General features: G+C 33.3%; 23 protein-coding genes and 1 riboswitch. Of the genes, 1 reads left to right on the top strand and 22 read right to left on the bottom strand.

The window, feature by feature from the left end:
- Window positions 1-20: 20 nt before the first annotated feature.
- From cobW to EI427_RS24915, 20 genes are all read right to left on the bottom strand, one after another.
- A complete protein-coding gene (gene cobW / locus EI427_RS25010; protein WP_126620223.1) occupies window positions 21-1,040 on the bottom strand; it encodes a cobalamin biosynthesis protein CobW in 1,020 nt (339 codons plus the stop codon).
- Window positions 1,037-1,618: a cob(I)yrinic acid a,c-diamide adenosyltransferase gene (locus EI427_RS25005; RefSeq protein WP_126620221.1), complete on the bottom strand. Its 582-nt coding sequence runs from the start codon at window positions 1,616-1,618 to the stop codon at window positions 1,037-1,039. Before EI427_RS25005 ends, cobW begins: the two co-directional genes overlap by 4 nt.
- On the bottom strand, window positions 1,615-2,943 hold the full coding sequence (locus tag EI427_RS25000) for a cobyrinate a,c-diamide synthase (RefSeq protein ID WP_126620219.1): 1,329 nt from the start codon (window positions 2,941-2,943) through the stop codon (window positions 1,615-1,617). Before EI427_RS25000 ends, EI427_RS25005 begins: the two co-directional genes overlap by 4 nt.
- Window positions 2,944-2,947: 4 nt before the next feature.
- A complete protein-coding gene (locus EI427_RS24995; RefSeq protein ID WP_126620218.1) occupies window positions 2,948-3,463 on the bottom strand; it encodes a bifunctional adenosylcobinamide kinase/adenosylcobinamide-phosphate guanylyltransferase in 516 nt (171 codons plus the stop codon).
- Window positions 3,460-5,058 carry an AAA family ATPase gene (locus tag EI427_RS24990; RefSeq protein ID WP_170178615.1) on the bottom strand — a complete coding sequence of 533 codons (1,599 nt, stop codon included), beginning with the start codon at window positions 5,056-5,058 and terminating at the stop codon, window positions 3,460-3,462. Before EI427_RS24990 ends, EI427_RS24995 begins: the two co-directional genes overlap by 4 nt.
- 10 nt (window positions 5,059-5,068) lie before the next feature.
- Window positions 5,069-5,776: a cytochrome c biogenesis protein CcdA gene (locus EI427_RS24985; RefSeq protein WP_126620214.1), complete on the bottom strand. Its 708-nt coding sequence runs from the start codon at window positions 5,774-5,776 to the stop codon at window positions 5,069-5,071.
- Window positions 5,773-6,864 (bottom strand): cobalt-precorrin-5B (C(1))-methyltransferase CbiD, encoded by a 1,092-nt coding sequence (gene cbiD, locus EI427_RS24980; RefSeq protein WP_126620212.1) that lies wholly within the window; start codon window positions 6,862-6,864, stop codon window positions 5,773-5,775. The genes EI427_RS24985 and cbiD overlap by 4 nt, the downstream gene beginning before the upstream one ends.
- The gene (locus tag EI427_RS24975) at window positions 6,855-7,616 is read right to left on the bottom strand and encodes a precorrin-6A/cobalt-precorrin-6A reductase (RefSeq protein ID WP_126620210.1); all 762 of its coding nucleotides are present in this window, start codon (window positions 7,614-7,616) and stop codon (window positions 6,855-6,857) included. Before EI427_RS24975 ends, cbiD begins: the two co-directional genes overlap by 10 nt.
- A gap of 2 nt (window positions 7,617-7,618) precedes the next feature.
- Window positions 7,619-9,463 (bottom strand): precorrin-4 C(11)-methyltransferase, encoded by a 1,845-nt coding sequence (gene cobM / locus EI427_RS24970; protein WP_126620208.1) that lies wholly within the window; start codon window positions 9,461-9,463, stop codon window positions 7,619-7,621.
- A gap of 4 nt (window positions 9,464-9,467) precedes the next feature.
- On the bottom strand, window positions 9,468-9,650 hold the full coding sequence (locus EI427_RS24965; protein WP_126620206.1) for a hypothetical protein: 183 nt from the start codon (window positions 9,648-9,650) through the stop codon (window positions 9,468-9,470).
- 5 nt (window positions 9,651-9,655) lie between these two features.
- Window positions 9,656-10,672 carry a precorrin-6y C5,15-methyltransferase (decarboxylating) subunit CbiE gene (gene cbiE / locus EI427_RS24960; RefSeq protein WP_170178614.1) on the bottom strand — a complete coding sequence of 339 codons (1,017 nt, stop codon included), beginning with the start codon at window positions 10,670-10,672 and terminating at the stop codon, window positions 9,656-9,658.
- A gap of 1 nt (window position 10,673) precedes the next feature.
- Window positions 10,674-12,044 carry a precorrin-3B C(17)-methyltransferase gene (gene cobJ, locus EI427_RS24955; RefSeq protein ID WP_126620202.1) on the bottom strand — a complete coding sequence of 457 codons (1,371 nt, stop codon included), beginning with the start codon at window positions 12,042-12,044 and terminating at the stop codon, window positions 10,674-10,676.
- On the bottom strand, window positions 12,041-12,754 hold the full coding sequence (gene cobI, locus EI427_RS24950) for a precorrin-2 C(20)-methyltransferase (RefSeq protein ID WP_126620200.1): 714 nt from the start codon (window positions 12,752-12,754) through the stop codon (window positions 12,041-12,043). The genes cobJ and cobI overlap by 4 nt, the downstream gene beginning before the upstream one ends.
- A gap of 3 nt (window positions 12,755-12,757) precedes the next feature.
- Window positions 12,758-13,693, bottom strand: coding sequence for a sirohydrochlorin chelatase (locus EI427_RS24945; RefSeq protein WP_205727981.1), 936 nt, complete (start codon window positions 13,691-13,693; stop codon window positions 12,758-12,760).
- 2 nt (window positions 13,694-13,695) lie between these two features.
- Window positions 13,696-14,532 (bottom strand): NAD-dependent epimerase/dehydratase family protein, encoded by an 837-nt coding sequence (locus EI427_RS24940; RefSeq protein WP_126620196.1) that lies wholly within the window; start codon window positions 14,530-14,532, stop codon window positions 13,696-13,698.
- Entirely contained in the window at window positions 14,529-15,326 is a 798-nt protein-coding gene (locus tag EI427_RS24935) for a (2Fe-2S) ferredoxin domain-containing protein (RefSeq protein WP_126620194.1), read from the bottom strand. The genes EI427_RS24940 and EI427_RS24935 overlap by 4 nt, the downstream gene beginning before the upstream one ends.
- A gap of 136 nt (window positions 15,327-15,462) precedes the next feature.
- Window positions 15,463-15,649: riboswitch (cobalamin riboswitch) on the bottom strand.
- 14 nt (window positions 15,650-15,663) lie between these two features.
- Window positions 15,664-16,188 (bottom strand): AAA family ATPase, encoded by a 525-nt coding sequence (locus EI427_RS24930; RefSeq protein ID WP_126620192.1) that lies wholly within the window; start codon window positions 16,186-16,188, stop codon window positions 15,664-15,666.
- Window positions 16,188-17,126 (bottom strand): adenosylcobinamide-phosphate synthase CbiB, encoded by a 939-nt coding sequence (cbiB, locus tag EI427_RS24925; RefSeq protein ID WP_126620190.1) that lies wholly within the window; start codon window positions 17,124-17,126, stop codon window positions 16,188-16,190. The genes EI427_RS24930 and cbiB overlap by 1 nt, the downstream gene beginning before the upstream one ends.
- On the bottom strand, window positions 17,117-18,121 hold the full coding sequence (locus EI427_RS24920) for a pyridoxal phosphate-dependent aminotransferase (RefSeq protein WP_126620188.1): 1,005 nt from the start codon (window positions 18,119-18,121) through the stop codon (window positions 17,117-17,119). The genes cbiB and EI427_RS24920 overlap by 10 nt, the downstream gene beginning before the upstream one ends.
- Window positions 18,115-19,569 carry a cobyric acid synthase gene (locus tag EI427_RS24915; protein WP_126620186.1) on the bottom strand — a complete coding sequence of 485 codons (1,455 nt, stop codon included), beginning with the start codon at window positions 19,567-19,569 and terminating at the stop codon, window positions 18,115-18,117. The genes EI427_RS24920 and EI427_RS24915 overlap by 7 nt, the downstream gene beginning before the upstream one ends.
- A 336-nt stretch (window positions 19,570-19,905) precedes the next feature.
- On the opposite strand from EI427_RS24915, the gene EI427_RS24910 reads away from it, so the two are divergent.
- The gene (locus EI427_RS24910; protein ID WP_126620184.1) at window positions 19,906-20,988 is read left to right on the top strand and encodes a hypothetical protein; all 1,083 of its coding nucleotides are present in this window, start codon (window positions 19,906-19,908) and stop codon (window positions 20,986-20,988) included.
- A gap of 25 nt (window positions 20,989-21,013) precedes the next feature.
- Here EI427_RS24910 and EI427_RS24905 read toward each other — a convergent pair whose 3' ends face one another.
- Together EI427_RS24905 and EI427_RS24900 are read right to left on the bottom strand one after the other, a co-directional pair.
- Window positions 21,014-21,991, bottom strand: coding sequence for a TDT family transporter (locus tag EI427_RS24905; RefSeq protein ID WP_170178613.1), 978 nt, complete (start codon window positions 21,989-21,991; stop codon window positions 21,014-21,016).
- A gap of 161 nt (window positions 21,992-22,152) precedes the next feature.
- Window positions 22,153-23,151, bottom strand: coding sequence for a malate dehydrogenase (locus EI427_RS24900; protein ID WP_126620180.1), 999 nt, complete (start codon window positions 23,149-23,151; stop codon window positions 22,153-22,155).
- Window positions 23,152-23,271 lie beyond the last annotated feature (120 nt).

Below are 23,271 nucleotides of genomic sequence, written 5' to 3'. Positions count from 1 at the left end.
ATTAATCAGTTAGTAGCAAATTAAACTGTTGCAGAAGTAGTTAACGAGATATTTCTACCTATCACTACTAAATGTGTTTTACGTATTTCGTCTGCTTCCCAAGGTCTATCAAAATAATAATCAAAACGATCTCCAACACCTTGAAGTATCATGCGCATTGGTTTATTTGGAATATTTACAAAACCTTTAATTCTATAGATTTCATTTTCATTTACCATTTGCGTAAGCGCTTTGATTAGCTGTTTGATGTTTGGTGTTTCTTCAAATTCAAGCAACTCTGTTTTTATGTCATCATCATGTTCATGATCGTGTCCATGTTCGTGATGGTGTTCATGAAGTGAGTGTCTATTCTCTAAATCATCTTCGGCAGAAGCCTCAATTCCTAATAATAGAGTAGTACTAATATCTCCATTAATTATTGGAATAATCTTGGTATTCGCTTTTACCTTTTCAGAAACAAAGGCTGCAATTTCAGTGTACTTTTCTTCGTCAACTAAATCTCTTTTACTAACTAGAACTAAGTCGGCACAAGACAATTGATCTAAAAATAATTCTTCAATTGGTGTTTCATGATCTAAAGAATCATCTGCTAAACGTTGTGCTTGTACACGTTGTCTATCACAAAATTCACCAGTAGCAATACCAACTGCATCAACAACAGTAATTACAGCATCTATGGTTATGTGTGGTTTTAAATCTGGCCAATTTACAGCACGTACTAAAGGCTTAGGCATTGCTAAACCAGAAGTTTCTATTACTATATGGTCGATATCTTCTTTACGCTCAATAAGTTCTAGCATTGCAGGTAAGAACTCTTCTTGAACGGTACAGCAAATGCAACCATTGGATAACTCAATTATGTTACACTCTTTATCGTCGCAACCCGATTTTATAATATCACCGTCTACACCAACTTCTCCAAATTCGTTTACTAATAACGCAATTCTCTTCCCATTGGTGTTTTTTAGCATATTATGTACTAGAGTGGTTTTACCCACACCTAGAAAGCCTGTAACGATTGTAATAGGTATTTTTCTCATGCTTTTTTCTTTCTTTTATATAAAAATAAGTTCCATTTTTCTTCTGCTACACCATGCTTATCCATTTCTGCTCTAGCCATTGTAAAGAATAGATCGGAGAGGCGGTTTATATAAGAAGAAATGTATTCATGAACACTTTCAGGATCTACTTTTGCAAGTGTTACTAATGTTCGTTCGCCTCTTCTTACTTGGGTTCTACACACATGGCAGAGTGCTGAAATTTCGTTTCCTCCCGGAAGTAAAAAATAGTCAGAAGGGCTACTCATATTATTTTCCATAGCATCAATCCATTCTTCGCAAAAAACAGCACCATCTTCTGGCTGAGGGTTCTTATTTTCTTTTTTAGAGTCGGATGGTCTTGCTAAATGAGACATCATATTCATCATATCTTTTTGAATACGGTGTAAATTTGGTTGCCATTCATGGTCGTTTCCTAGTTTTGATCTTAGTAAACCTATTGTAGAATTTACCTCATCTAAAGTACCAATACATTCTATTCTAGGAGCATCTTTTGCTTCTCTCTTACCCCCAAAAACGCCTGTTTGTCCCTTATCACCTTTTCTGGTATATACTTTCATAGTTGTAAAGTTTTATCTGTTAAATAGTTAGTAATTGATTTAAATTGTTGCTTCTCTCCAAAATAAAGGTGGATATACGAAGCCATAACATTTTTATATCTATAAATTTTTGTTGGAATTTCTTTTTCCCGAGCACTAAAAACAGTACCTACGGTTGCAATCTTTTCATCTTCATATACATTAGAATAATGAAATTCATGGCCTTTAATTGTGGTAGCACCAAGTAGTATTGTGCGGTAACCTAAATGGAGTTTCATCTCTTTTAAAGAACTTGTAAAAGGAAAAACATTGGCCATCTTAAAAGCAGTTCCTTTCTGATCTATCATGGTTTTTCCTAAGTACATCATCCCTCCACATTCAGCGATAATAACGCCATCATTTTCTGCATATGTTTTAATTGCAGAAAGCATTGTTTTATTCTGTGCTAAAGCTTTAGCATAACATTCTGGGTAACCACCTGGGAAATAAATAAAATCTGCTTGTGGTAATTCTTTATCATGTATTGGACTAAAGAATACCACTTTTCCAGCAGTTTTTAATGCATTAATATTTTGAGTATAGCTGAAATTGAAACCTTCATCTTTTGCTACTGCAATTGTTATATCAGAATTAGGCTGATGTATATCCTTTTTTATGTGCGGAGTTTCTGCATAGGTACACAAATCAAGTAATTGATTTACATCTACGGTTAATTCTATTTGGTTGGCAATAGTATTTATCTTTTGCTCATATGCTTTTAAATTCTCAATTGATAACCCTAAATGCCTAGATTGGATTTGACAATCCTCTAAAAAAGGAACATAGCCTAATGCTTTTATTCCAACATCTTCACAAGCTTCTTCAAGAAATTTATAATGACTTTTTGTATTGACTCTATTAAAAATAACCCCTATGATATTTAAAGTGGGATCGAAGTTTTTAAAACCAAAAAGTAAAGGGGCAACCGAGTATGCAACAGCCTTTGCATCTACAACAAAGACAATTGGGAGGTTTAATTTCTTGGCCAATTCGGCTGTACTTCTTTCTGCTTTTTTTGCTCCATCAAAAAGGCCCATAACACCTTCTATACATTGTATTTCTGATGTAGAAACGTAGTTATTATAAGTCTCTTTTAAGTGGGTTTCAGACATCATATAGAGGTCTAGGTTTATACCTGTTTTTCCACAAGCTATACCATGAAACTTTGGATCTATATAATCTGGTCCACACTTAAAAGGCTGAACAGATTTCCCTCTTTTTTTTAATGCTCTTAAAAGCCCTAAAGTAACCGTTGTTTTTCCTGAATTACTTGTTGGAGCAGCAATAATAAAACTTGATTTTTGCATTGTATTACCCTTTTACTTTTAGTGGTAGACCAGACACAATAAACGTTACTTCTTTTGCCATTTCTGCAATTCTTTGGTTAAGTAAACCGTGTATATCTGTAAACTGTCTGCTTCCTTTATGCATAGAAATTCCTCCTAAACCAATTTCATTAGTAACCACAATTAAAGTGCATTCTTGCAGAATTAGTTCGTTCCAAATAGCTAAGGCTTTAGAAAGCGTTTTCTCTTTATCGTAATTGCATAAATCGAATATATTTGTGAGCCATAATGTTACGCAATCCATTAACACCACCTTATTTTTAAACTGATGCTGCTGTATGTCGATTTCTTCTTCTATGGTTATCCAATTACTTGTTCTTCTTTGTTGATGTAAACCAACACGTTCTGCATATTCTTTATCCCATTTTTTAGATGTAGCGAGATAGTAAGGAGTAGGAGAAAGAGAAAGTGCTAGTCTTTCTGCAAAAACACTTTTTCCAGAACGTTGTCCGCCAGTTATCATATGGATTTTAGCTTTCATAGTTCTAATTCTAGTTTTTGATACGTCCCATTTAGAGCCTCAGAAAGTTGTTTCATACTACCAAGTTGTACAATGCCTGTTTCGGTATCTACAAGAATCAATTCATTTATTTTTTTACAGTGAAATTGATAGCTACCAATAATTTCTTCTAAACCAAAACTAGAACAAAAGTGACCGTCGGAAACAAGAACAAGGTCAATTTTCTTTGCTTCTGCTTGAGCGAGAATATTCTTTATGTGTTTAAAACCAGCTACAATATTTGTTTTACCTCCAGTTTTTAATTCTTGCAATGCTTGTATAAAGGTGGTCTCTTTCGACGTCTTTTCTAGTACAGTTACTGCTTCTCCTTGAAAAAGCGTAACTAACGAAAACTGAATAGTACTGGCCTTTTTATTTCTTACAATCTTTTCAACAATTCCTTTTGCTTGTGCTATCACTTCTTCTTGAAGCATAGAACCACTAGAATCTAATAAAAATATAATTTGTTGCGTTACGGTTTCGTTTTGAGTTTTATTAAAAACTTCAAATTGATCTTTTGCTAAATATTGCCCTACAGATTTTCGTCTGTCCAATGTGTTTTTTGTTGTGTTTTGCTGTATAGATTGTTGTACTCCAATGTCTAAAGCACTATCAAATTGTATTTTATCTTTTGGTATAATAGGATTAAAAACAGCCGTTTCGTTCTGCTCTTGTGGTTTTTGAGGCGGTGTGTTTTTCTCTTCTTCTTTCTGATTTTGAGACTGTTCTGAAGGTGGTGGTGTGTTGTTTTTCCTATGGTTTAAGACAAAATCTTTTATCGCATCAACATCTTCTGTACTTACACTATCTTTTTGATATAAAGAGGCGTATGCTCTAGCAGTTTTTACCAATAGTATATCCGCTCGTAAACCCTCTACAGCATTTGCTACTGCTAAACTAGAACAATAGTCTATTACTGAAGGGAGAATAGTTACTTTTAAAAGCTTATTTTTTGCAGTTGTAATTTGTAGAGCGAGTTGCTTTTGTTCATCAGCAAATTGTGAAGAAAAAGCTATTGGATTACTATCAAAAGCAAGTCTATTTTTTACAATAGTTGTTCTATCAATTAGCTTATCTGTGGTCTTTATATGCACACTTAATCCAAATCTATCTTTCAGCTGAGGTCTTAGTTCTCCTTCCTCTGGATTCATAGAACCCACTAAGCAAAATTTACTATCAAAAACTTTAGAAATTCCTTCTCTTTCTAAATGATACTTTCCAGAAGCAGAAGCATCTAAAAGAACATCCATGAGGTAGTCGTTCAGCAGGTTTATTTCATCAATATATAAAAAACCATTATTGGCCTTGGCAAGTAAACCAATTTGTACTTCTTCACTTTTATCATTAATCAGTTTTTCTAAATTGATATGTCCTAGAACACGATCTTCTGAAGCTCCAATAGGTAAATTAACAAAGTTACAATTTAGCAAATCTGACAAAGAGCGTATTAAAGTAGTTTTACCAGTGCCTTTATCACCTATGGCTAAAACGCCTCCGAGCGATGGGTCAATACTATTAAGTAGGAGTGCCAATTTAAATTGTTCTTGTCCTACAATTGCGGTGAACGGAAAATTCATATTTATCAGACTATAAAGAGTTGAAAATCCAATAGAAACCAAGTAGGATAGATGTAAGGCCTGCAATGCCATTCATCCATTTAAAAATGGATAGGTTTTTCTCAATAAAACGACTTAATACAGACAGTAAAGCATAACTATATACACTCATTGCAATGATAATTCCGATAGACTCTACCAATAAAATAATAATAGCATCCATGAGTGTTGAAGAACTTAAAATTAACGCAGAAGTTAATGCACCACCAGTACCAGCTAAACCATGTAACATGCCTACCCAAAATGATCTGTTCATAGGGTTCATGGCAATTTCTTCACCTTGTTTACCATGCAAATGAATCAGATTACTATCTATATGATCATGCTCTTCAATCTTTTTATGGTCTTTCATCATTTCTTTCAACTTATGGTTTCTACGGATAGAAACTATACCGAGCCATATCATAATTGGTCCGACAGAAAGCTCTGCGTAATAAGAAATATCCTTTACAAAAATTTCTACAGTACTTTTAAAAATAAGGGCAATGCCTCCTAATAATAATAATGTTACAGAATGTCCTAATGCCCATTGAGAAGCTTTAAATACATTTTTTGCTGATGTTTTTTCATTTTTAATGGCATTTTCTGTTGCTAATACGGAAACTGCTGTTACATGGTCAGGTTCAAAAGAATGAAGTATTCCTGCCATTAATGGTCTGATGATGTTTGTTAAAGTCATTGGTGTTTAAATTGAATGTAATCGCCATCTTTTCCGATTAAGAAAAGATGGAATTCTGTTTGTTTTAGTAGTATTCTTATTTCTTGATAACAAGCAGAAAGAAGCGCTTGATAAAAGCATTCCTCTTTATTAAAAGGAATAACCTCTACTAATCTACTTGCCATATTTAATTTTATAATATCACCTCTTAAAGAGAGCGGATAGTTGTTTTCTAAGGCAATGTTTGCAATAAATTCTTTGTCCCAGCTAGAGACACAACTGTGTGTGTCTGTCTGCCCCTGAGCGAGCTTAACCGCCTTACCGAGCATAATTCCCATTGTTACTTTTTTAATGGGAGAGGTGTTGATTTTTCGGAGAGTATCGCCAATCCAATTTCCGTAATGAATAAAAGATTGCTCTGTTAATTTCGGGAACAATTGTTTTAAATATTTTTCGCTTCTAGCACCAGAATTAATCACTAATTCTGTAATGCCATTGGCCACCGCTACATCTACACCTTGTTCTATACTTGCTATATAAGAGGAAGCGGAATAAGGTTTTACAATGCCACTTGTTCCTAAAATGGATAACCCATTCATTATTCCTACCCTTTCATTTAAGGTTTTTTTTGCTAGCTTTTTACCGTTAACAACATATACCGTAACTGCAATGCCAACTTCTAAATCATAATCATGAAGTATCTTCTGAAGAGCATTGCGAATCATATTTCTTGGTACAGGGTTAATTGCAGGTTCTCCAACTTTTAATTGTAAACCTGGTAATGTAACTGTGCCAACCCCTTCACCCGCACAAAACTGAATTTCTTGTTCTTTTATAAATTGAATTTCGCAACCTATTTCTGCTCCATTTGTAACATCTGGATCATCTCCAGCGTCTTTTAAGACACTACATTTGGCAGTTTGCGTAGTAAATTCACAATAGTGAACAGGGATTTCTAAGATTTTATCAATAGGTAAATGTACAGTTATAGCCGCTTGTTTTTGTTGTAAAACAATAGCCATTAACCCTGCTTTAGCCGCAGCTGTAGCAGACGTTCCGGTTGTAAAACCTTCCCTTAATTCACCTTTTGGAATTTCTTTTAAACCCATGCTTTTGCCATTAATACTTCTAATTCTTCAATAGAATAAATGGTTGTAAAAGAACTAGGTATGGACGGTTCTCTTACAATGATGATAGGTAGGTTACATTGTAAAGCAGCATCAATTTTTGTCATTAAAAAACCACTATTGCCACTTTCTTTTGTAATTACTATATCAATTTTATGTTCTTTAATTACTGCTATCTCTTGTTCTAAATTATTAGAAGGCATAGCACAAATAAGTTTTGTTTTTGGAATACCTGTCTCTTTTGCAATTACGATTGATGTTTCTCTTGGCAAGATTCTAAAAATGGCAGGGTTGTCTTTCCAATACTCTTTAAAAATGTGGATAGTCTGCACACCTGTTAAGCCTAATAGTTTTTTACCGAGAAACGGGCCAAAAAGAAGTGCTTTGGCTTGGTCGTAACTCTTTACAAAATGAACGAATGGATGCGTTGGGATAAGTAGTTTTTTTCTAGCCAAACGGATAACCGGAATACCGAGATGTATACCAACTTTATCTATTGTAGCATGTAATTCTTTGGCAAAAGGATGCGACGCATTGATAATTGTAGTAACCTTATTTTTAAGAATAAAAGCACTTAATAATTTGGCATTTAAAACACCATATCTGTAGGTAGAAAATGGCGTGTTATCAAATGCTACTTTTGTTTTCGTAGAATAGATATAGGGTATTTTCTTTCTTTCAAAAAAGTGCACCACCTTTTTCCCTTCCGTAGTTCCTCCAAAAATTAAAACCATAGTTACGCTTCTTTAACTACAAACTTTTTATTTGTTCTAAATATATGTTGCCAATCTGGACTGTATAATTGCGACCTGTTTTTACGAGCACCAATGGCTTTACCCACAACAATTAATACTGTTCTTGTTTTCTTACTGTCTTTTACAATTTTGGCTAAGTCTGTAAGTTTACCTTGGTAAATTTCTTCGTCTTTCCATGTTAATCTATAAAGCACTGCAACTGGAGTTTCTGGATCGAAATGCTCTAATAATTGATATTGTACTTTTGCGGCAATGCCTGCACTTAAAAACAAACACATTGTTGCATTGGTTTTTGCAAAAGCGGCTATATTTTCTTTTGGAGGCATAGGCGTTTTACCTTCTCCTCTTGTTAAAACTATAGATTGAACTACCTCTGGAATAGTAAATTCAGAACGTAATACTGCAGCTGCAGCACTAAAAGCAGAGATACCAGGCACAATAAAATAATCCATTTTTAACTCATCAAAAATGGTCATTTGTTCCTGTATAGCACCATATAAAGAGGGGTCGCCACTGTGTAATCTAACAACAGAATTACCTTTTTTGTACTGTTCTGTCATAATTTCAACCTGCTCTTCGAGTGTCATCATTGCAGAATTTCTAACAATTGCACCTTCTTTGCACCAATTAATCATTTCTTCTGGTACAAGACTCCCTGCATACAAAATGCAATCTGCTTTTTCTAAATACTGCTTTCCTTTTACAGTGATAAGTTCCTCATCTCCAGGACCAGCACCAATAATTGCAATTGCTGTTCTGCGTTCGTATTCTTTTTTTAATGCAACAGAAAAAGTAAACTTATCAGAATTATCTAAATGAATTTTTTGCTTTTCTACAAGCACTTGTTCTTGTCTAGACAATAGTAACGCTGTTGATTCTGACACTCCATCTACCCCAATTTTAGATTGAACCATTTCACTAGGATTAGGTACAACAACTTTATCTATTTCATCTTTTGTGAAAGTGATAAAAGGCAATTTATATTTCTTACTTAGCTTTAAATAGGCACTTTGTTCGGCTTTAATATCAACAGAGCCTATTTCTTTAATCGACTCAAATGCGATGGCACAAGTAGAAAGTTCAGCTTTAAGCCTTTGTTCAAATAATGGGAAATCTAATGTTTTAGAACATCCTGTTCCTACTGCTAGTACTTTAGGATGATATGAAATTTGAGGAAGAGACGCATTGTAAACTTTATAAGTTACTGTTATTAGTAACTTATATTGAGAATAGTCAATGTCTTTTTCAGTATAAAATACAGAAACAAAAGCAGGAAGGTTTTTTTCAAGGTAGTGTGTGCCTTTATCTTTTATATCAAGAAGAAGGACGGTTGGTTCGTTATTTACAAAAAGGCTAATAATTTGATTTAAAGGTTGATTAGTGCTTGTAGACCAATTAAACTTTGTGCCTAGTGTATCTAAAGCCCAGATGTTTTGTAAATCACTTGATGTACTAATGATAGCATTTCCGCCAACTATTTGAGCTACTTTATTAGTGAAATCATTACCTCCACCAATATGACCAGCCAAAACAGATTGACAATTTTTCCCATGATCATCTACACAAATTACAGCTGGGTCTGTTTTCTTACTTTCAATAAATGGAGCAATTAAACGAACACAAATACCTAAGGCACTTATAAAACAAATACCATCTAGTTTCTGATAATTTTTAGAGAGGTATTCATTAATTGAACTCACTACAGAAACATTTTCGTTACTTGTAGAACGTGTAGTAATGATTAATGATTTAGGAAATTCTTTCTGAAGAATGAGAGCGATACCAATTCCTTTATCGGTTGTAGCAATTATACTTATTTTTTTCATTGTTCTATTTTTTAGCAACAAGTACATGTACTGTGTTGTGTTCGTTTAGTGTTACTTTAAGTGGAGGAGTAAGTTTGTAGTTTAAATCATGAGCACATTTTATAAACGTATTGTATGATTTTTCTAGAATAGTATTCATTACAATGACGCCTCCTTGTTCTAAAATTGCATCAATTTTATGCATCATTTCTTCTAATCTATTACCATGCCCCCTATAAATAATGCATCTGGTTTTTGAAACATTGATAGCTCTAAATTCATGAAATCATTTATTTCTATTTGTACACCCGGACAATGATGCGAATAGGTGTTATTGGCAATGATATCTTTACATTCTTCTCGAATTTCAAAAGCCAACACAGAAACATTTGGGTAGCTTAATTGTGCTTCAATTGCTATTGCACCTGTACAACTCCCTATATCCCAAAAACAACTTTTAGAATGTAGTTCTAAGGCTGGAATTGTAATAGATCGGATTGCCTGTTTAGTAATCATTCCAGGTCTTCCTTCCAACGTTTGAAAGCTAGAATCACTGAAACTTAAAGGGATTCTTTTGTCTGATTTCTTTATTAAAATAATGCAGTTTAAGAGTTGGATATCATTTACTTTAAGTGTTTCTACACAACTTAAAATCCTTATTCTTTCATTTTCTCCTTCTAATTCTTCTCCTATTAGAAGATCATAATCCAAGAAGTTATACTCTAGTAAACGTTGTGCAATATGTTTTGGAGAATGTGTTTTATCCGTTAATATTCCAATCAATTCTTCTCCTTTAATAAGGCAACTATCTAATGGTTTCCAAGAGTTTCTACCATGTAAAGAAATAGTTCTTAAACTACTATAATTAAGTACGTGCTTTTGTGCTAGTAATTGCAATGAATTAAAATGAGGAAATACGCTAACAATTGCATTTGGTAATAACCTTTTTACAGTATTTGCAAAACCAAAAAAGAGAGGGTCTCCAGAAGCAAAAACTAGCAGTTTATTTTGTTTCGCTCTAACATATTCAGTCATTACATCTGGCATTTTACCTGTAATCGCAATCCATTCATGCTTTTTTGGTAATAGATGTTTGATTAATGCGTAATGTCTTTTTCCTCCAGAAAATAAACTATGCTGATGTATCACATAGTGTTGTTCTGGAGTGAACTCTTGGTTGGCTTTATTACCAATCCCAATAATATCAATATGAAGAGAAGAGCTATCCACTTTAAAAATAATTAGTTGATTCTTGAAGCGTAAAACAAGCATTAACCAATGCAGCCGCTATATTACTTCCGCCTCTATTTCCATGAAGTGTAATCCAAGGTGTATTTTTTGATTGTACTAACTGCTCTTTTGATTCTAAAACATTCACAAAACCAACAGGAACACCAATAACTCCTGCAGGTTGGAAAGAAGGCGTATCACGAAGCTGATCTGTAATTTCGAATAAAGCGGTTGGTGCATTTCCTACAACATAAAGAGCGTCAGGATAAAGGCCAATTGCTTTTCGAAGTCCGGCTTGTGAACGAGTGAGTTCTTCTTTTTCAGCAAATGCAGGTATCTCATCATCATTTAAGCAGCAGACAATTTTATTCTGAAATTTCTTAGCGAATTGTTTTGTAATACCTGCTTGTACCATGGTAACATCTGTAACAATAGTTCCACCATTTTGAAGGTGATCGGAGAGTTGTTCTACTGCTTTTTGAGAAGCCGCATAATGTATATGATCATCCAATACTCCAGTAGTATGTATTACACGAGTAATTGCCCATTTATCTGCTGTACTATGTGCTAATTCTTGTAGTTTATTTGTTACAATTCGAAAGCTTTCTTGCTGAATTTCTGTACCTGTTTTAGGCTTTCTATTCAGGTACCCTCTTGGTGTAATAAGATGCTCTTTATATTGATAAGTTTGAGAGTTTCCGATCATTACCAAAGAGAACATATCCACTAATTCAACATCAAAAGTACCTAATGTTTGGATTGTTATTTTTTCTTCTGGCCTAGTTACCTGACGTATAATTGCTACAGGTGTACTCGGGTCTCTTTCCTCTAAAAAAATCTTCTTTAACCTTTCAAGTTGCCAATACCTTTTTTTACTTTTTGGATTGTATAAACTAGTCACAAAATCGCCACTTGCAGCAGCTCTTATTCTTTTTTCAATTACTTGCCAAGGCGTCATTAAATCTGATAAAGAGATACAACAGAAATCGTGACCTAAAGGTGCTCCTAATTTACTTCCCGCTGCTAAAAATGCAGATACTCCCGGAAGCGTCTCTAGTTCAAGAGGTAATTCTGGTTGCAAAGACGCTACTTGATAAACTATGGCAGCCATAGAATAAATACTAGCATCTCCTGATCCAATTACAAAAACGTGTTGATTTTTCTTAGCTTCTTCCACTGCTACAATTGCCCTTTCTTCTTCTTTACCCAAAGGCATGGCAATTTTAACGGCATCTTTTTTTATAAAATCCTCACAAAATTGGAAGTAATAATCATACCCAATAATTACATCTGCCTTTTGCAGGGCATTGGTTACAATCGGAAGAATATAATCTTTATGTCCAGGGCCTAAACCCGCTACTGTAATCTTCATGAATAGTTTGTTTGTTTAATTATTAGCAACGAGAAATAGGGGATTTCTCTTTCTTGAATTTCATTTAAAGAAGACGTGATAAATTGATCTTCTGTACCCAATTTTTCACAATACGTAAACGAAATAGCTTTGGTAGAAAGTAGCGGAACAATGTACTTTAAACTTGATTTAATTTTCATTAATACCACCGTGTCTGAACCCTGAAGTGCTTCTTCTAAATCCTTAGAAGATTGTAGCATTGGCAAAACCTTTATAGTTTGGTTTAACAATGCTAAAGGTTTCTGAATTACTGCAGCCCCTAAATGAAAAGACGTAATACCCGGTACAAGCACCACTTCCAAATTTTCTTTTTGAAATTTTTCTAATAGATATGAAAACGAGCTGTAAGTACTTAAATCACCTTCAGACACAACAGCAACATGTAATCCGTTATTGTAATCTATTTTTATTTGCTGAAAAGTGTTTTCATAAACAGCATCTACATGTATTCTATCAATTGTCATGTTGAGATAGAAACCGTTTAATTTTTCTTGATCTAAATCGTAATTATCCAATACTTGTAATGAATAACTTTTTTTGATCCCATCTTTATGTAATGAACCTGGATAGTAAATTTTATCAACAGCTTGTAGTGTTTTAAGACCTTTAACTGTAATAAGATCGGGGTCTCCAGGACCTAAAGAAATGCCGTATATTTTGCCTTTTTTCATTGTCTAGATACCTAATACATTTTTAAAAGCAGCAACAACTCCTTTCTTCTCATTTACCTTTTCCTCTTCTTCAAAAAGAATCCCTTTTACATTTAAATGATGCCCAATTTGTTCTTTCCCTTCTTCTTCTTCAAACCCAATAATTTGCTTTCTGTATTTACATAATTGGCAATTCATGTTGGCTTCCCCATTGATTGCTTGATCAAGTCGTTCATCAAAAGCTTTTAAGATATATTCATCAGAACCAAAAGCATCTGTACTAATATATTTGGTTGTAGAAGTTAAATCGAACGCATCTACGGCCGCATAAATTCGTTCAAGAAGTACCCCCGTAAAAAAGAAAAATGGAATAACATATGTACGTTTAAAACCCAATTTTTCTATCATTGGTAAACTATCTGCAATAGTTGGGTAGGCAGTGCCACTGTATGCCACAGTTGTAAAACCAAAACCCATTCCTTCCCAAAGCATTGCGGCTAATTTATGTACATCAGAGTTGGCGTCTGGATCTGTCGTGCCTCTGCCAATTACAATAAGACCACATTCTTTTCTATCTATTGGTGGTAAAAGAGTTTCTTGTTCAAGAATCCTTTTTTTAGAAAGTTCTAAGAGATAAGAACTAACACCAATGTGTTTCCCCATTTTTATTTGTAGATCTGGGTAATACGATTGGATGGTATTCATCTCATAAGGGATATCGTTTTTAGCATGAGAACCTGCAAATAGAATTACAGGTAATGCATAAATTACACGTACACCTTTTTGATATAAACGCTCAACTGCGGCTTCATAAAGAGGATGACTAAATTCTAAAAAGCCATAATCAACTTCATAATTCTCTTCGTATCTCTTTTGGAGAATACCTACTAACTTTTTAAAAGCATCTGTTCCTGTTTTTCTTCTGGAACCATGACCGCATAGTAAAATTCCTTCTTTCATAGCTATTTTACAGTTTGAATACCTTCGTTAAAGAAAACTTGAGGATCTGGATATTGATATGCAAAAGACAAAAGTTGTCTAGATTTAGTGCTATCTACTATTTTGTAGGCAGCAGAACGTTGTTTGTTAAAAATTGGAGAAGGCAGCTGCAGTATTCGTGCTGCTTCTGAGTATAAATTTCGTCTTAAAGGATGTTTTTCTGCACAACCATTTATTATTTCACCAAAAATGTTTTTTGAAATAATCTTAGTTATTAATGCAACAGCATCTTCTTGATGAATTACATTTACAGGTACACTAGGATGCTTTAATACTCTTTTTTCTTTAAGAAATTGAGTAGGATGACGATCATTTCCAATTAACCCAGCAAAACGAATAACAGTGAGATTATCTCTAAAATGAGCAGTTAATACTTGTTCTGCAGCATAAATAGATTTTCCGTTTGCAGTACTAGGTTTTGGTAAATATTCCTCGTTTACCATCTGATTTAAATTTGGATAAACAGATGTTGAACTCACAAAAATCACTTTGATTGAAGAAGATGTTTGCTTTACAATTTGAAGCATTTGCTGCTTGTAAGTTTGGTCAATATCTTTCCTAGTATTAGGCGGAAACATGATGATCAGAATTGCAGTATTTTCTATAAATTCAGTCCAATTACCTATTATCTGATCAACTTCGATACTAATTACATTAATAGTATACGGATGAAGATGTAAAGTTGAGCGTTCATTTTTATAGCGAACACTACCATTCAATGCATAACCTTTTTCTATAAGATTTGCAGCAAGAGGAGTACCCAACCAACCTACGCCAAGTATTGAAATGTTCTTTTTCATACTAACTCTTTATCAATACTTAAACCTTGTAATTGTACTTCTGTGCAATACTTCCACGCAGATTCAGATAGCCATATCAGTCCAATCTGATCTCCAAATTTATTTTTAAATCGAATCCCTTTCTTCTGTGAAGTTATCTGATGGAAATATTCTACCACAGCTATTCTTGCTTTTACTAAAGCAGTATCTTTTTGATTGATTGGCGCAATGACTAATTCAATAGTTTCGTGTTCAAGTACCAATTCTAAAACATATTGTTTGCTGTAAAGAACTTCTTTTATAGCAGAGAAAGAAAGCTCTTTAGCATCACCTAATACAATTTTTGAAGATGGGGAATGTTCGAATAAATAGAGAAATAATGGGTAAGTATATTGATCTGATGCAAAACCTCTAGTAAGGTAACAACTACCTAGAGTTGCATCTTCTATTATATTAAATGGTTTAAGTTTATATGGAGGGATTTCTTTTTCTGAAGATATATTATCCCAATCATCACAATAAAGCAGGTGTTTTTCTACCGGTTTATTATTGTGAATATGGCTTTTTATTATTTCTAATCCTTTACTAGGAGTAAGCTCTTTATACCAATAATTATTAGGTTGGACAATCCAAGTTGGAGCATCTTCACAACGCCCGTTACAACGTGTTTTTATGGTATGAGTGCTGTCCCAAAGTCCATTGTTTCGAAGGTAAGCTCTTACCGTTCGGACAACATTTTCAGCACCTGCTTTTTGGCAAGATCCGCCATCGCAGAATAGAAAGTTATGTGTAGTTTTAGCAATATTTTTCCCCATAAGTTAGATTGTCGAGAACATTAATAATTAGTGTTCCTGGAGATATAGAAATGACAATCTACCCAAAGAGTATTATCTTGTAGAGGATAATATAGATATGATCGAACGCCTTAACTTTAACTCCCGAAAGTTTGTTTTCTTAATTACTTTTTAGGCCGGTATTCTGACTTACTTTCTTTTGTACTACCTTCCCATCAATTAAGACAGTGGCTTTGTTGTACTAAAGTGATCTTTGAAAGATCTAAAGCTTACAGCTGCGGGTACAGTCTTGGATTTTCACCAAATTCCCTTTTAAATTAAATACCTAATAAGTGAGGCAAAGGTACTTAAATAAATATCACAAGCAAACGTTGTCGACTACAAATTTTAATCTGCTTTGTACAGAGCCAAAAGGAATTTCGATAAGTTCGAAGCCATATTTTTTATAAGTGGAGTGTAATACTCTAGAAAGTGAAAGGTGGTATTCAAAAGGTTCTGGTCTCTGATTATCAGTAGTATATATGGCTTTCCAAGGCATTGCGAAAAATACTTTTTTATGGTAAAACTCTTGAAAAGGAAACTGTTGTAAGTTATTTGGAATTGCTTTCCCTTGATGATCTAAATAGGCGATATTATCAATAAGACTGCGGTCGCAGAAGACTGCTTTTTTGTAATTTGTAAGGTGTACTATTGATTTTTGATATACTAGTTCTGTAAACTTTTCAATATTTAACCAAGGAAATCCATCGGAATTTAATTCTTGTTCTTGCGTTATAACTTGTCGTGAAACTTCTGGAATTGCAGTGAAATTCTTTTGTACTAGTGCATTTATTAAAGTCGTTTTACCTGTTCCTGCAGCACCCGATATAATAAATTTACGCATCAAAATAATTGAGTTAAAATACTTAGTAAGCTTATAAAAATAACAGTGAGTAAGCTTACACAATAGTTAATTTTAGAGGTTTTAAAAATTTCTTTATGAAGAATTTCTCTGTCATTTGTACCAATGTAGGGTTTGTCTACCACCTTACCAAAATAGATATTTGGTCCTCCAAATCTGCAATTTAAAACATACGCTAAAGCAGCTTCTGGATAACCTGCATTTGGGCTACTGTGCTTTTTACCTTCTTTGAAAACCGTTCTTATACCACCAATTCTAAAGGAATAGATAAGAATTAGTAGTGCTGTTATTCTAGCAGGAATATAATTTGCAACATCATCTAGTTTTGCTGCAAATTTCCCAAATTGTTCATACCGCTCATTTTTATAGCCAATCATTGAGTCCAATGTATTAATCATTTTATAGGCCATTGCACCGGGTACTCCTAAAAGGGCGTAGAAGAAAAGTGGAGCAATAACACCATCACTTAAATTTTCTGACATTGTTTCTAAAGTAGCTATTCGAACCTGATTAGCTGTTAAAGCAGAGGTATCTCTCCCGACTATCCAAGAAAGACGTTTTCTTCCTGCATCTAACCCTTGGTTTTCGAGTACGGTAAATACAGCAAGACCTTCTTTAACGAGTGTCTTATTTGCCAAACAATAGAAGAGTAAAATTGTACTAATTAATACAGTTATAACGGTAGAGTATTGAGAAAGGTATTGGAATATAAAGAAAGGAACTACAAAGGAAAGTGTTACCAATATAAGTGTAAGAAACATTCCTTTAGCAATTAAATGGATCCCTTTGTTTAAGCGTTTTTCGCCCCAACTAATAGCATTGCCAAATAAAACAATAAGATGGGGTAATTGCCTAGGATCACCAAAAATAAGATCTAAAGAATAGGCAAATAAGAGGATTAGTGTACTTTCTAATTCCATGATTTTAGACTGTTTATTAGTTTATTATTTGCTTCAGAAGATTGAACAGCCAAACGAATGTATTCTCCTTCTAATAAAGTGAAATTTGTAGCGTTTCTAATCAAAATACCTTGTTTTATAAGATGGTCTTTTAATGCTTGAGCCGTATGTTTTTTCAGCCTCACAAGAAAGTAAGAAGTTGAAGAATCTCGTATTTCTAAATAGCTTATTTCACTTAACTTAGCTTTAAAATATTGAGCTTTTTGATACAAAATAGTAGCATCAAAAAGTAAACGGTCATAATTTTGAAATAAGTACAAACCTACTTCAATAGCTAAACCATTAACACTCCATGGAATACGAATTTCTCTTAATGAATCAATTATTTTTTTACTAGCGATAATATACCCCAATCTTAAACCAGGAATAGTAAATGTTTTGGTTAAAGACCTTACAACAATCAAATTAGAATAATGTGCTGTAAGCGGTAAAATTGATGTAATTTTTGGAGTGAATTCTATGTACGCTTCATCAATAATAAATAAAGAATTAGGTTTTTGTTGGAGTAGTTTCTCTATCTGCGAAGGTGTATAAATGCTACCTGTAGGATTATTAGGATTACATATAAAAATGAGATCTGATTTACTGCTATCTAATTCATTTTTTGAAACAACGTTATACGGTAAGCCATGTATTCTACACGCATCTTCATATTCTGAGAAAGTAGGGCCGACTATTGTTGCTTTTTTATTTTTATAACGTTGTGCAATGAGGTAAAAAGCCTCAATAGCACCATTTGTAAAAAGAAAATGGTCCTTGTCAATTCCATACCTTTCTGCTGCTGCACTACTTAATTCTGTCGCTGCAGGAGAAGGATAGCTTTGAATAGTTTGTATTTTTGTCGCTAAATAATCCGTTACTTCTTTAGGACAACCTTTATAAAAAACATTAGAACTGAAGTTATGTTTGATAGTAGTATTTACAAGATGTAAATCGTCTCCATGACCGTTTAGCATATATCTTTCATAATTTTTTGCATGTCTAGGTTTTCGTCTACCCAATCAGCTAGTTTATCAAATTGTTCTTCTTTAAAAGTCTTGTAATCTATTGCTTCAGCATTTGTAAACTTTAGTTTTAGCAATTCATTTACGACAACTTTATTGTCAAAAATACCATGTAAGTACGTACCCCAACTCCGTTTTCCATCAAAATAACCCTCTGGTTTACCGTTAATTTTTACAAGTTCAAATCCTTTAGGTATATTGGTTTCTCCCATATGAATTTCATACCCAATACATTTTTCAGAAGTATTTTTAAAAGTAAATTCTTGTTGGAGTGTTTGTTTTTCTTTTGTGAGAGTGGTTGTAATATTAAATAATCCTAATCCATCTTCAACATCCATATCACTTTCTACACCATGTGGATCTAAAACAGATTTCCCTAACATTTGATACCCACCACAGATACCAATTATGCATTTTGTATCATATATTTCTTTTATAAAATCACCAATGCTTTCTTCTTTTAACTGTTTTAAATCGTGCATTGTATTTTTAGAACCCGGCAGGATAATCACGTCAGCTTTTTTCAGTTCTTCAACATCTCTGGTATAGTACAATTGAATTAAAGGCTCGTTTTCTAATGCCTGAAAATCTGTATAATTAGACATGTAGTAGTGTTTAATTACCGCTACATTTAATTTCCCTTTTTTTGCTGATATACTTCTTTGGCTTAAAGCAACAGAATCTTCTTCTTCAATACTTATATCTTTTGCATAGGGTAGAACTCCTAAAACAGGATAGCCTGTAAGCTCTTCTAGTTTTTTCTTCCCTTCAATAAATAGACTAGCATCGCCTCTGAATTTATTGATGATAATACCTTTTAATAGCTCTTTTTCCCAATCTTCTAACAAGGCAATTGTACCATAAACGCTACCAAAAACGCCTCCTTTATCAATGTCTGCTATAAGATAGACACATGCATTGGCCGCTTTCGCCATACGCATATTTACAATGTCTCTATGTTTTAGATTTAGTTCGCTTATACTACCAGCTCCTTCCATAACCACAGGACTGTAGTTTAACGCTAACTTATGAAAAGCTTTTTGTGCTTCTAGAAACAAGTGTTTTTTATTTTCCCCTAAAAAATAATCTCTTGCAGTTTGGTCGCCAATAGGTTTACCATGTAATACCACCTGAGATTTATTTACAGAAGAAGGTTTAAGTAAAACAGGATTCATTTCTACCATTACAGGCAACTTACAAGCTTCGGCTTGTACAGCTTGTGCACGTCCAATTTCTAAACCATCGAATGTGGCAAAACTATTTAACGACATGTTCTGAGCTTTAAAAGGAGCAGGAGTGAATCCTTTATTTTTTAACCATCTACAGATGCCAGTTGTTATCCAACTTTTTCCTACATCTGAGCTAGTGCCCACTAACATTATTGGACGCATTTTATTCATGTTTAGAAAGGTTATTACCTAAGCAATGTAATTTTATGAAGAGTATTTTAAATAGTGAGACCTGTTAGTTATTGATCGTATTACAAATACTATTTACTTTATTAAACTGCTAAGGTATTAAATATTATAATTATTTATAGTATTCAATTACTAGTTATAAATTCCTTTTTGATGAATATTTATTTTAACATTCATAAATAACATACCTCAATAATATCCTATTGAAAAACAGATTTGCCGTATAATACTTTAGGTTAGCCTTGTTCATTTTTAAAAAGATTGACCAGACTTTGTGACAACTACTTAGCAATTATCAAACTAAATAAACTACTAATTATGAATACTTACACACTAAAAATAATCGTTTATTTATTACTTTTTCAAGTAGGCTTTTTACATGCACAAGATGTAACTACAGTTAATGCTGTAGACAGTGAAATTAGTAAAAATCTTGATTTAGAAGTTGTAGCAGCACTTTTTGGAGACTGTGAAAACTTAGAAGAATTTGAAGAGAAATTAAATGATCCACACAAAAAAATCACAAATCTTGATTTAAATAAAGATGGTGAAGTAGATTACCTAAGAGTAATTGATACCTCTAAAAAGAATACTCATGTTATTACTATTCAAGCAGTTTTGGGAGAAAATAAATTTCAAGATGTTGCAACAATTGATGTAGTGAAAGACAATAAAGGAGAAACAAGTGTTCAAGTAGTTGGAGATGTGTACATCTATGGCACTAATTATATAATTGAACCTGTTTATGTACATCAGCCTGTAATTTATGTTTGGTTTTGGGGCCCATATTATAACCCTTGGTATTCGCCATATTATTGGCATCATTACCCACCTTACTATAAACCTTGGCGCCCAAGACCTGTACATTATTACCATAAAGATGTAAGGATACATGTAAATAAGAAAACTACATACAGATATACTTCTGTTCGTAGAAGTAATAAAGCTATAAATATGCAAAAGAAGGTGCATAAGAATGATTATGCCAAGCAATACCCAAATCAATCTTTTAATAAAAGACATAAGGAAGTTGTGAATGCAAGCCATCTAAATACATCAAATAATAAGGCCAAAGTACAGCAGCAACCTACTACTAAAGATAAGAAAGAGGGGAAAGTAACTACAGGGCAAAAGGTACAGAAAGATTGGAAACCAGCATCAAATAATAAAATAAAAAATAATAGTGTAAAGGTTCCTACACAAAAAAATCAACCAAAAAATAAAGTTGTTGATACTAAAAATAAACCTTCTACAAAGCCTGTAACAAGACCTCAGAATAATACATCTTATCAACAAAAAAAGCCGAGTAATAATACTAATTATAATCGACCTACCACTCGTCCAAAACCTGCTTCACCAAGACCTACACCAAGTAGATCTATGCCTTCAAGAAGACGATAATACAAGTTTTTAATAAAATTATACCTTAGTGTTTAAGGTGTAATTTTATTAAAAATGTATCTATTGATGTCATTAAATTTATTCCTAAAACTTCTGTTTTACAATAGTGGAAAATTCTAATAACTACATATCCAATTACTAATGTGGCAACACCTAATTCTATAAGAGAAATAAAATGAACTACATTACTGAATGTATATTCTCCTGCTACTTCTAACACTTTGCTGTATTTTTGTAAAGCAACTGTTCCAATAGCCAATGGGAACGTAAATGCGGCAAAACCAGGATTAAATTTGTTTCTTAATAAATGGATGAAAGCGATGTATAAAATTGAAGTCATTAATATTGAAAGCGTAAGCAACATATGACAAATAAATTCATTTGGATGAGGTGTTATCGTTAAATATCCTGCAAAACATAAACTTGCTGGGGCTGCCATTATACCAAAAGTTTCTACAGTAGAAAATTGATAAAAGGCCAAACGGTAAATCATAAAAGCCAACATTACTAAGTACAAAGGAGTAGCAATCCACCATATTGTTAAACTTAGATTAGGGAATCCCATTTGTGATGCATTTACACAAGCAACTACAATTCCGATAGGTGGTACAAACCAACTTGGTACAATATGTTCCATTTCGAAATTTCTTATTCTATGATAAATGAATACCACTAAACAAAATAAATGAATACCAATAGCAAGTAACCATAATCCTTGACCTAATGCAGTATTGAATTTTACTAATACACCTGCAAATACCATCATACTCATGGCCATTGTTGGTACATAGCTACCTAAAATATGGTGTTTTAGTTCGTCTTTAAAGACATCTGGATGAAGTACATTTCTTAGTACTACCAAAAAGAAATAAACAAGAGCAATTGTTAAAGTGATGTATTGTACCCAAGCTATTTGCTCGTTACCCCAAGCTGCTCCTAATGTTGCAGTACCAAGAGCAATACCTGTTAAACCTACTGGGAAATTTCGTATTTGAGTTTTCATAATAGTATAACTATAAATTATTATATGATTGTTATATATAGATAAACGGCATTTATGAATCCATGTTTCTATATAAAAAGAATGGCACATAACTTTTAGTTATAAAAAAACGTCTCCTAAAATTAATTAGAAGACGCTGATTACAGAAATACACTAGAGATTTATAGATTAGGATTTAAACTATTCCATTCTTCTACTGCAGGAATTACACCCATTTCTATAACTTCATCTCTTAAACTAGTTAAGTGTTTATAGCTTTTTGCAAGCTCACTATTTTCTTTATCAGATCCAGAAGGGACTTCTGCTTTTACACCATTTTTAGATAATTGTGTATCTAAAGCCATAAGGATATTGGCAAATTGTGGTGTATTTATATATGCACCTACAGGCCACCCAAAACTAGGACCTCCCATTGCTGCTGCTATCATTCTAACAGATAAATAAGCAGGGCTTTGGAAAGATGAACGTCCTCTTAAATCGATAATATTTTTACCGCCTTGAACAACATTTTTACGTATAGATTCCCATTCATCTACTGTTAATTTATCCGTTCCAATAAGCTCATCTAAACGGACACCATTAATACTACAAGAAGAGGAGTAAACAGCCATTTGCTCTCCATGACCTCCATAAGTTCTAGGATTTTTCACATCACTTTGCGGAATATCAAAATGTTGTGCCAAAGCAATTTGTAAACGTGTAGAATCTAAACCTGCTAAAGTACTTATCTGATTAGGTTTTAATCCAGAGTGAATTAAAGTAACTAAGCCAGTAATATCGGCAGGGTTAAAAACAATGCAGACGTGTTTTACATCTGGACAGTATGCTTTAATATCTTTACCTAATTGAGCAGCAATTTCAACATTTCCTTTTAGTAAGTCTTCTCTTGTCATTCCTGCTTTTCTTGCAGCACCACCAGAAGAGACAATATATTTAGCACCTGTAAAGGCTTCTTTTATATCTGTAGTATACTTTAAATTGAAACCTTCAAAACCGCAATGATACATTTCTTTTACAGCTCCTTCAAGACCTGGTAAAAAAGGATCATAAACAGTAATATTAGGTGTCAAATTCATCATCATAGCAGTCTGGATCATGTTAGATCCAATCATTCCGCCACCTCCAGAAATTACGAGTTTTTCGTTTGTAATAAATTCCATGATTGTATTGTTTTTAATTGATAGTATAAAGGTCTTCATTTCTTTGATTAATTTCAATAACAAAAAAGAATGGCAAATAGTTTTTAGTTGGTAACAAGATGTATAAATTGAATTTTTACC

Origin of the sequence: Flammeovirga pectinis (assembly GCF_003970675.1) — a bacterium.
Lineage (GTDB): Bacteria > Bacteroidota > Bacteroidia > Cytophagales > Flammeovirgaceae > Flammeovirga > Flammeovirga pectinis.
Note: the sequence above shows the minus strand (reverse complement) of the source record. Positions and strands in the feature narration are given on the sequence as shown.